Source organism: Phytobacter sp. RSE-02 (assembly GCF_040578655.1).
In the GTDB taxonomy this organism is placed as follows: domain Bacteria; phylum Pseudomonadota; class Gammaproteobacteria; order Enterobacterales; family Enterobacteriaceae; genus Phytobacter; species Phytobacter diazotrophicus.
Map to the genome: position 1 here is coordinate 159365 of NZ_JBEULY010000011.1, position 8273 is coordinate 167637.

Consider the following 8273-nt stretch of genomic DNA (forward strand, 5'->3'; position numbering starts at 1 on the left):
AGTTACGCATAATACTTTTGTGAATGAGTTGATGACATCATGCTGGTTAGCCAATACGACCAAATCCTGGTTGTTGTTTCTTTTATTGTTGCCATTCTGGCTTCCTACACTGCGCTAAATATGGCAGGTCGTGTGTCCACCAGCTCAGGGTCTTCATCATGGGTGTGGTTGACCGGCGGCGGTGTAGCAATGGGCATTGGTATCTGGGCCATGCATTTTATCGGCATGCTGGCGATGGATATCTCAATGCACCTGAGCTATGACCCGTTATTAACGGCGATCTCCATGCTCATTGCCATCGGCGCCTCATTGTTCGCACTCTGGTTAGTCAGCGGTAATGAACTGACCATGCTGCATCTTCTCCCCGGTTCCTTTGTGATGGGGATGGGGATCGTTGCCATGCACTATACCGGCATGGCAGCACTGAAAGTGGAGCCCGCCATTGTCTGGAATATGTTCTGGGTCGCCATCTCGGTCGTCATTGCATTAACCGCTTCTTTTGCCGCGCTATGGCTGACGTTCCGTCTCCGTCATGAAGCCGCTCAGGTGGCCTTAATGCGCTTTGGCGCGGCCATTTTAATGGGGTTCGCCATTGCCGGTATGCACTACAGCGGCATGATGGCCGCGCAATTCCCTAACCACGAGCCAATGAGTCACCATGGCGTTAACGGCAACTGGCTGGCAGTGCTGGTAAGCGTCGTGGCATTTTCCATCCTCGGCATCACCCTACTTGTTTCCATGCTGGATGCACGCCTGCAGGCGCGGACATCTCAGTTGGCCTCGTCACTGGCAGAAGCGAACCGCGAGCTGGCCCAACTGGCGCTACACGATACCCTAACGCGCCTGCCTAACCGCGTGCTACTGGAAGACCGTCTGGATCAGGCGATAAATAAAGCCAGACGTGAAGGTTCTTTCTTCGCACTGATGTTTATGGACCTGGACGGCTTTAAAACCGTTAACGACGCCTATGGGCACGACGTGGGCGATAAATTGCTGGTTGCAGTGGCTGATCGTCTCAAGCAGCAGCTCAAGGGGCAATATACGCTGGCTCGTATGGGTGGTGACGAATTCGTCCTGCTGACAGAGGTGAGTGCCCCGGATGAAGCAGCGACGCTTGCAGGCTCGCTGGTACGCGTTATCGACAAGCCGTTTAATATCGACCCTTATGACATGATGGTCACCCTGAGCGTGGGCATCGCACTCTATCCGCACGATGGTAAAAATGAGCGCGAGCTGATGTTTAATGCCGACGCGGCGATGTATCACACTAAACATATGGGGCGAAACGGCTATCACTTCTTCCAGCCGTCCATGAACACCCTGGCCCAGACGCAGTTACAACTGATGAACGACCTGTGGCTGGCTATGGAACGTAAAGAATTCCGCCTGGTTTATCAGCCCAAATTTCAGGCGCCAGCGGGACCAATCATTGGCTTTGAAGCCCTGCTCCGCTGGCAGCATCCAAAACGAGGGATGCTCTCTCCGGACGTCTTTTTACCGTTAGCGGAGAAGACGGGGCTGATTGTCCCGCTCGGAAACTGGGTCATTGATGAAGCATGTCGCCAGTTAAGCGAATGGCGGACACAGGGGAATATTGACTGGTCCGTGGCAGTCAACTTATCAACACTTCAATTTGAACAGCCGTCGCTGGTTCAGACCATCATGGATAGCCTGCAAAAGCATGAGGTGCCACCTGACACGCTAATACTTGAGGTCACCGAGACCACAGCGATGACGAACCCTGACGAGAGCGTTCGCGTCTTGACGGAACTTACCGATGCAGGCGTTCAGGCATCCATTGATGACTTTGGCACTGGCTATTCCAGCTTGCTTTATCTCAAGCGGCTTCCCGCGTGTGAACTGAAAATTGATCGCGCTTTTGTCAGAGAACTCAACAGCGATGGCGACGATGCAACCATCGTCTCGGCTATCATCGCGCTGGCGAAAACGTTAAATCTGAAAGTGGTGGCGGAAGGGGTTGAAACCACAGAACAGCAGGCCTTTTTGACTGCGCTGGGGTGCAATACGCTACAAGGTTATCTGTTAGGTCGCCCGGTCACGCCTGAGGTTATCAGCGCTCAGGGAAATACTTTGTGCCAACAGGAACCTGTTTGTTAAATATCAATAGAGTAGATAAAAGGGAGTTTAATTTTGCACCCTTTTATCTATTAGCCTCTCGGCGTTTTTAGTCTACCTTGTTATTGCCATTTCCATTATTTTTATTAAAATCATTGGTTCACAATAGATAACGAACTTTAAACTTTTATATTTCCTTATCCCCCTGCATAATCTCTTCATCACCTCCATTTTTTCTGCATTATTTGATGAAATATCGTTATTCTCTTCACGATGTTTACACTGCTCATACTTTGAGATTATTGAACGGGGCATTCTTAATCTTCGCGATGTTAAAATAGCGTATCGATTCTGCGCTGGTGTCGTTATTTGATACCGGGGATCGGGACTAATTAGAGGTAACATCATGAAAAGATTAATTTCCGTTGTTCTGCTTACCGCTACCCTGGCAGGTTGTGCGCACGATTCACCTTGCGTCCCCACGTATGACGATCAAGGGCGTCTGGTCCATACCAATACCTGTGTAAAAGGAACGACTCAGGACAACTGGGAAACCGCAGGTGCGATTGCGGGAGGGGCTGCGGCTCTGGCAGGCTTAACGCTGGGTATCGTCGCGTTAACTAAGTAATTTATCCAAAGCGCGGTTATGCCGCGCTTTGCTTTATTACAGTGCATTTCTTTTAATTGGCGTAAATTTTTAGCATCAAAAATGAGCAACTCATTTAAATAATTCTGCAGTCCTGCCTGATTTCCCACCACATTTTTAATTATTTCATCACTGCTCGTGACGCGTTTCACAAAGTAATGCGTTTAGCTTTCTTGCTTATATTACCCTATGAAACTTATTTGTTAGCAGAATCGGCTAAGTGAAAGTTTTTTGCTCTGTTTTGTGGCGCAGGTTGGAATTTTGCACCATAGCAGGGCGTTGAGGTTATTTTTTCCTGTCTACACTCTCCATATTGTGCTCGCGGCTCGCATTTTTCCGCGTTCGCAAAAACTGGCACTACCTTTGCTTTAAAGAGTATGGCCAAAGCCACAGACAGGTTTAAGGCGTTTCCCGGACGCCTTCATATAACGATAATTTTTCGCCACACAGGATGCATTATGAAAAAGATGATGATTGCCAGCCTGGCAGCTGCCGGCGTGCTGTTTGCCGTTGCAAATCAAGCCCATGCTGGCACAACTCTGGATGCCGTTAAGAAGAAAGGCTTCGTACAGTGCGGTATCAGTGACGGTCTTCCTGGCTTCTCTTACGCGGACGCTAACGGTAAATTCACCGGTATTGATGTTGATGTATGCCGTGGCGTTGCCGCTGCCGTATTTGGCGATGACACGAAAGTAAAATACACCCCGCTGACCGCAAAAGAGCGTTTCACCGCACTGCAATCCGGCGAGGTAGATATCCTTTCCCGTAACACCACCTGGACCTCTTCACGCGACGCTGGTATGGGGATGTCCTTTACTGGCGTAACCTATTACGACGGTATCGGCTTCCTGACCCATAACAAAGCAGGCCTGAAAAGCGCCAAAGAGCTGGACGGCGCAACCGTATGTATTCAGGCGGGTACCGATACCGAGCTCAACGTGGCGGATTACTTTAAATCCAATAATATGAAATACACGCCGGTGACCTTTGACCGCTCTGATGAATCCGCAAAAGCGCTGGAGTCAGGCCGTTGCGATACGCTGGCATCTGACCAGTCTCAGTTGTACGCACTGCGTATCAAGCTGAGCAATCCGGCTGAATGGATCGTCCTGCCGGAAGTGATCTCCAAAGAGCCGTTGGGCCCGGTCGTTCGTCGCGGTGATGAAGATTGGTTCTCCATCGTTCGCTGGACGCTGTTTGCCATGCTGAACGCAGAAGAAATGGGCATCAACTCGAAAAACGTTGACGAGAAAGCGGCTAAACCAGCAACGCCAGATATGGCTCACCTGCTGGGTACCGAAGGTGATTTTGGTAAAGACCTGAAACTCGACAACAAATGGGCCTACAACATCATCAAGAAAGTGGGCAACTACTCTGAAATCTTCGAGCGTAACGTCGGTGCTGACAGCGCGCTGAAAATCAAACGCGGCCAGAATAACCTCTGGAACAACGGCGGTATTCAGTACGCTCCGCCAGTACGTTAAGACGTAAGCGCTGTAACGGGCGCTGCCTATGCGGCGCCCACTCCAGAGTCATGGTTACCGAGGTTTTCTTATGTCCCAACGCCGCCCAACCGTTAAAGGAACACTCTCCTTTTCAAACCCTGCGGTTCGTGCCTGGCTGTTTCAAATTATCGCTATTTTTGCTGTTATCGGCATCGCGATCTATTTGATACACAATACCGTTACTAACCTGAACAGCCGCGGTATTACTTCTGGTTTTGCATTTCTTGATCGTGCTGCCGGATTTGGCATTGTTCAGCACCTTATCGACTACGAACAGGGTGACACTTATGGCCGCGTTTTCTTCGTTGGCCTGCTGAATACCTTATTGGTATCAGCGCTGTGTATTGTTTTTGCGTCATTTATCGGCTTCTTTCTGGGGCTTTGCCGTCTTTCAGAAAACTGGCTGTTACGTAAGCTCTCTACGATTTATATCGAGACGTTCCGTAATATTCCCCCGCTGCTGCAAATCTTCTTCTGGTATTTCGCCGTATTGCGTAATTTACCTGGCCCACGTCAGGCTATTGGCGCTATGGATTTGCTGTTCCTCAGTAACAGGGGGCTCTATATCCCATCACCTCAACTGGGGGAAGGGCTATGGGCGTTTATCGGCACGATTGTTATCGCACTGGCCATCAGCATCGGTCTGTATCGCTTTAACAAAGCGCACCAGATTAAAACCGGCCAATTGCGCCGCACATGGCCAACGGCACTGGGGCTGATTATTGCGCTCCCGTTGCTGGCTCATTGGGTATTTGGCGCGGCGCTTCACTGGGACATCCCGCACTTGCGCGGTTTCAACTTCCAGGGCGGTATGGTGTTGATTCCGGAACTGGCGGCACTCACGATTGCACTGTCGGTTTACACCTCGGCATTCATTGCTGAGATTATCCGCTCAGGCATTCAATCTGTTCCCTACGGTCAACATGAAGCGGCACGTTCGCTTGGCTTGCCCAACCCGGTGACGTTACGTCAGGTCATCATTCCACAGGCACTGCGTGTCATCATTCCACCGCTGACCAGCCAGTATTTGAATATTGCAAAAAACTCGTCTCTGGCGGCCGCGATTGGTTATCCGGATATGGTGTCGTTGTTCGCCGGTACGGTGTTGAACCAGACAGGCCAGGCCATCGAAACGATCGCGATTACCATGTCGGTTTACCTGATTATCAGTCTGTCAATTTCGTTGCTTATGAATATCTATAACCGCCGCATCGCATTAATTGAGCGCTAAGGACCTCTGATGACAAAAGCTATTCTGTCTCAATCTACGCGCCAGACCCGTGCAGGAAGCAGCGGTATTGTGCTGTGGATAAAGAAAAATTTATTTTCAAGCTGGCTGAACGCACTGCTGACGCTCTTCTGCCTGTGGCTGATGTGGGAATTGATTCCACCGCTACTGAACTGGGCTCTTTTTCAGGCGAACTGGATAGGATCGACGCGCGCAGACTGTACCAAAGCGGGTGCGTGTTGGGTGTTTATTCATGAGCGTTTTGGTCAGTTCATGTATGGCCTCTATCCGCATGAGCAACGCTGGCGCATTAACCTCGCCCTGATTGTCGGACTCCTTTCTATTGCACCTATGTTCTGGAAAAAGCTACCTAGCCGTGGTCGCTATATCGCTTGTTGGGCTGTGGCCTATCCGATCGTGGTGTGGTGGTTGATGTACGGTGGTTTTTTGGGACTCGATCGCGTGGAAACGCGCCAGTGGGGCGGGTTAACGCTGACGTTGATCATCGCCTCTGTGGGTATCGCTGGCGCTTTGCCTCTGGGCATATTGCTGGCGCTCGGGCGTCGCTCAAAAATGCCGGTCGTGCGGGTATTGTCAGTGATTTTTATCGAGTTCTGGCGTGGCGTACCGCTGATCACTGTACTGTTCATGTCCTCGGTCATGCTGCCGCTGTTTATGGCGGAAGGCACAAGTATCGATAAGCTGATCCGTGCGCTGGTCGGGGTGATTCTGTTTCAGTCCGCCTACGTCGCCGAAGTCGTGCGTGGCGGCTTGCAGGCTCTGCCAAAAGGGCAATACGAAGCTGCCGAGTCACTGGCGCTGGGATACTGGAAAACACAAGGGCTGGTGATTTTACCGCAGGCATTGAAACTGGTTATTCCGGGTCTGGTGAATACCATTATCGCGCTGTTTAAAGATACCAGCCTCGTTATCATCATCGGCCTGTTCGATCTTTTCAGTAGCGTCCAGCAGGCAACGGTTGACCCCGCCTGGCTCGGTATGTCGACCGAAGGTTATGTATTTGCTGCGTTAGTTTACTGGATTTTCTGTTTTAGCATGTCGCGCTATAGCCAACATCTGGAGAAGCGCTTCCATACCGGGCGTTCAGCGCATTGAGGAAATTATGAGTCAAATTACTATGCAACCTGCCGATGCGATGATTACGCTCGAAGATGTGAATAAATGGTACGGGCAATTTCACGTACTTAAAGATATTAACCTTAAGGTAAAGCAGGGGGAACGCATCGTTCTGTGCGGCCCTTCCGGCTCAGGGAAATCCACGACTATTCGTTGCATTAATCATCTGGAAGAGCATCAGCAGGGTCGTATCGTAGTGGATGGCATCGAGTTAAACGAAGATATTCGTAATATCGAGAAGGTTCGCCAGGAAGTGGGGATGGTATTTCAGCACTTCAACCTTTTCCCGCATCTGACGGTACTGCAGAACTGTACGCTGGCACCGATCTGGGTACGGAAGATGCCGAAGAAGGAAGCTGAAGCGCTGGCAATGCACTATTTAGAGCGCGTTCGTATTGCTGAGCACGCCCATAAATTCCCGGGGCAAATTTCTGGTGGTCAGCAGCAGCGTGTGGCTATCGCCCGCTCACTCTGTATGAAACCGAAAATTATGCTCTTTGATGAACCAACCTCTGCGCTTGACCCTGAGATGGTGAAAGAAGTGCTGGATACCATGATTGGTCTGGCTGAATCGGGAATGACAATGCTGTGTGTGACTCACGAAATGGGATTTGCACGTACCGTTGCTGACCGGGTGATCTTTATGGATCGTGGTGAAATCGTTGAACAGGCGCCGCCGCAGGAGTTTTTCGCTAATCCTAAGTCTGAACGCACCCGTGCTTTTCTGTCTCAGGTTATCCACTGATAGTTGTTATAGAAATGCAAAAGGCCATCCCTACGGATGGCCTTTTTTATTGATTCACTTCCCGTAGGTGTACTGGAAAAGAAGCTGCAAACGCGCTGATAAACGTATATCAAAAACAAAAGGCCCAGTCTTTCGACTGAGCCTTTTGTTTTAATTGATGTCTGGCAGTTCCCTACTCTCACATGGGGAGACCCCACACTACCATCGGCGCTACGGCGTTTCACTTCTGAGTTCGGCATGGGGTCAGGTGGGACCACCGCGCTAAAGCCGCCAGACAAATTCTTTCTAAGCGCCGAACTTTAACCTTAAAACTGGTGCTGATACCCAGAGTCGAACTGGGGACCTCACCCTTACCAAGGGTGCGCTCTACCAACTGAGCCATATCAGCACGCTTAATTTGATGCCTGGCAGTTCCCTACTCTCACATGGGGAGACCCCACACTACCATCGGCGCTACGGCGTTTCACTTCTGAGTTCGGCATGGGGTCAGGTGGGACCACCGCGCTAAAGCCGCCAGGCAAATTCTTTGTGCTCAGTACGCAATCTTTTATTGCGTACTCAACTCTGAATCTAAGCTGAAAATCGTCTCAATCCGCCAAAACATCTTCGGCGTTGTAAGGTTAAGCCTCACGGTTCATTAGTACCGGTTAGCTCAACGCATCGCTGCGCTTACACACCCGGCCTATCAACGTCGTCGTCTTCAACGTTCCTTTAGTGTCCTTAAAGGACAAGGGAGAACTCATCTCGGGGCAAGTTTCGTGCTTAGATGCTTTCAGCACTTATCTCTTCCGCATGTAGCTACCGGGCAGTGCCATTGGCATGACAACCCGAACACCAGTGATGCGTCCACTCCGGTCCTCTCGTACTAGGAGCAGCCCCCCTCAATTCTCCAGCGCCCACGGCAGATAGGGACCGAACTGTCTCACGACGTTCTAA

The 8273-nt window shown here is 50.6% G+C and carries 6 protein-coding genes, 1 tRNA gene and 3 rRNA genes; 6 read left to right on the plus strand and 4 right to left on the minus strand.

What is annotated here, in order from left to right; translation table 11 throughout:
• Nucleotides 1–39 precede the first annotated feature (39 nt).
• The 6 genes from ABU190_RS20810 (at nt 40) to ABU190_RS20835 (ending at nt 7337) form a co-directional block, all read left to right on the plus strand.
• Entirely contained in the window at nt 40–2118 is a 2079-nt protein-coding gene (locus tag ABU190_RS20810; protein ID WP_354692275.1) for an EAL domain-containing protein, read from the plus strand.
• A gap of 364 nt (nt 2119–2482) precedes the next feature.
• Nucleotides 2483–2704, plus strand: coding sequence for a membrane protein (locus tag ABU190_RS20815; RefSeq protein WP_039077395.1), 222 nt, complete (start codon nt 2483–2485; stop codon nt 2702–2704).
• A 476-nt stretch (nt 2705–3180) separates the two neighbouring features.
• Nucleotides 3181–4206, plus strand: coding sequence for an amino acid ABC transporter substrate-binding protein (locus tag ABU190_RS20820; protein WP_039077394.1), 1026 nt, complete (start codon nt 3181–3183; stop codon nt 4204–4206).
• Between the two features lie 70 nt (nt 4207–4276).
• Nucleotides 4277–5458, plus strand: coding sequence for an amino acid ABC transporter permease (locus ABU190_RS20825; protein ID WP_354692276.1), 1182 nt, complete (start codon nt 4277–4279; stop codon nt 5456–5458).
• 9 nt (nt 5459–5467) lie between these two features.
• Complete coding sequence (locus tag ABU190_RS20830) at nt 5468–6571, plus strand: amino acid ABC transporter permease (protein WP_250353635.1); 1104 nt, start codon at nt 5468–5470, stop codon at nt 6569–6571.
• A gap of 7 nt (nt 6572–6578) precedes the next feature.
• Nucleotides 6579–7337 carry an amino acid ABC transporter ATP-binding protein gene (locus ABU190_RS20835; protein ID WP_039077391.1) on the plus strand — a complete coding sequence of 253 codons (759 nt, stop codon included), beginning with the start codon at nt 6579–6581 and terminating at the stop codon, nt 7335–7337.
• Between the two features lie 159 nt (nt 7338–7496).
• On the opposite strand, the gene rrf (ABU190_RS20840) is transcribed toward ABU190_RS20835, so the two are convergent.
• The 4 genes from rrf (ABU190_RS20840) to ABU190_RS20855 form a co-directional block, all read right to left on the minus strand.
• A 5S ribosomal RNA gene (gene rrf, locus ABU190_RS20840) occupies nt 7497–7612 on the minus strand.
• A gap of 37 nt (nt 7613–7649) precedes the next feature.
• Nucleotides 7650–7725, minus strand: a tRNA-Thr gene (locus tag ABU190_RS20845).
• Between the two features lie 14 nt (nt 7726–7739).
• A 5S ribosomal RNA gene (gene rrf, locus ABU190_RS20850) occupies nt 7740–7855 on the minus strand.
• Nucleotides 7856–7953: 98 nt separating this feature from the next.
• A 23S ribosomal RNA gene (locus tag ABU190_RS20855) occupies nt 7954–8273 on the minus strand; the annotation flags it as partial.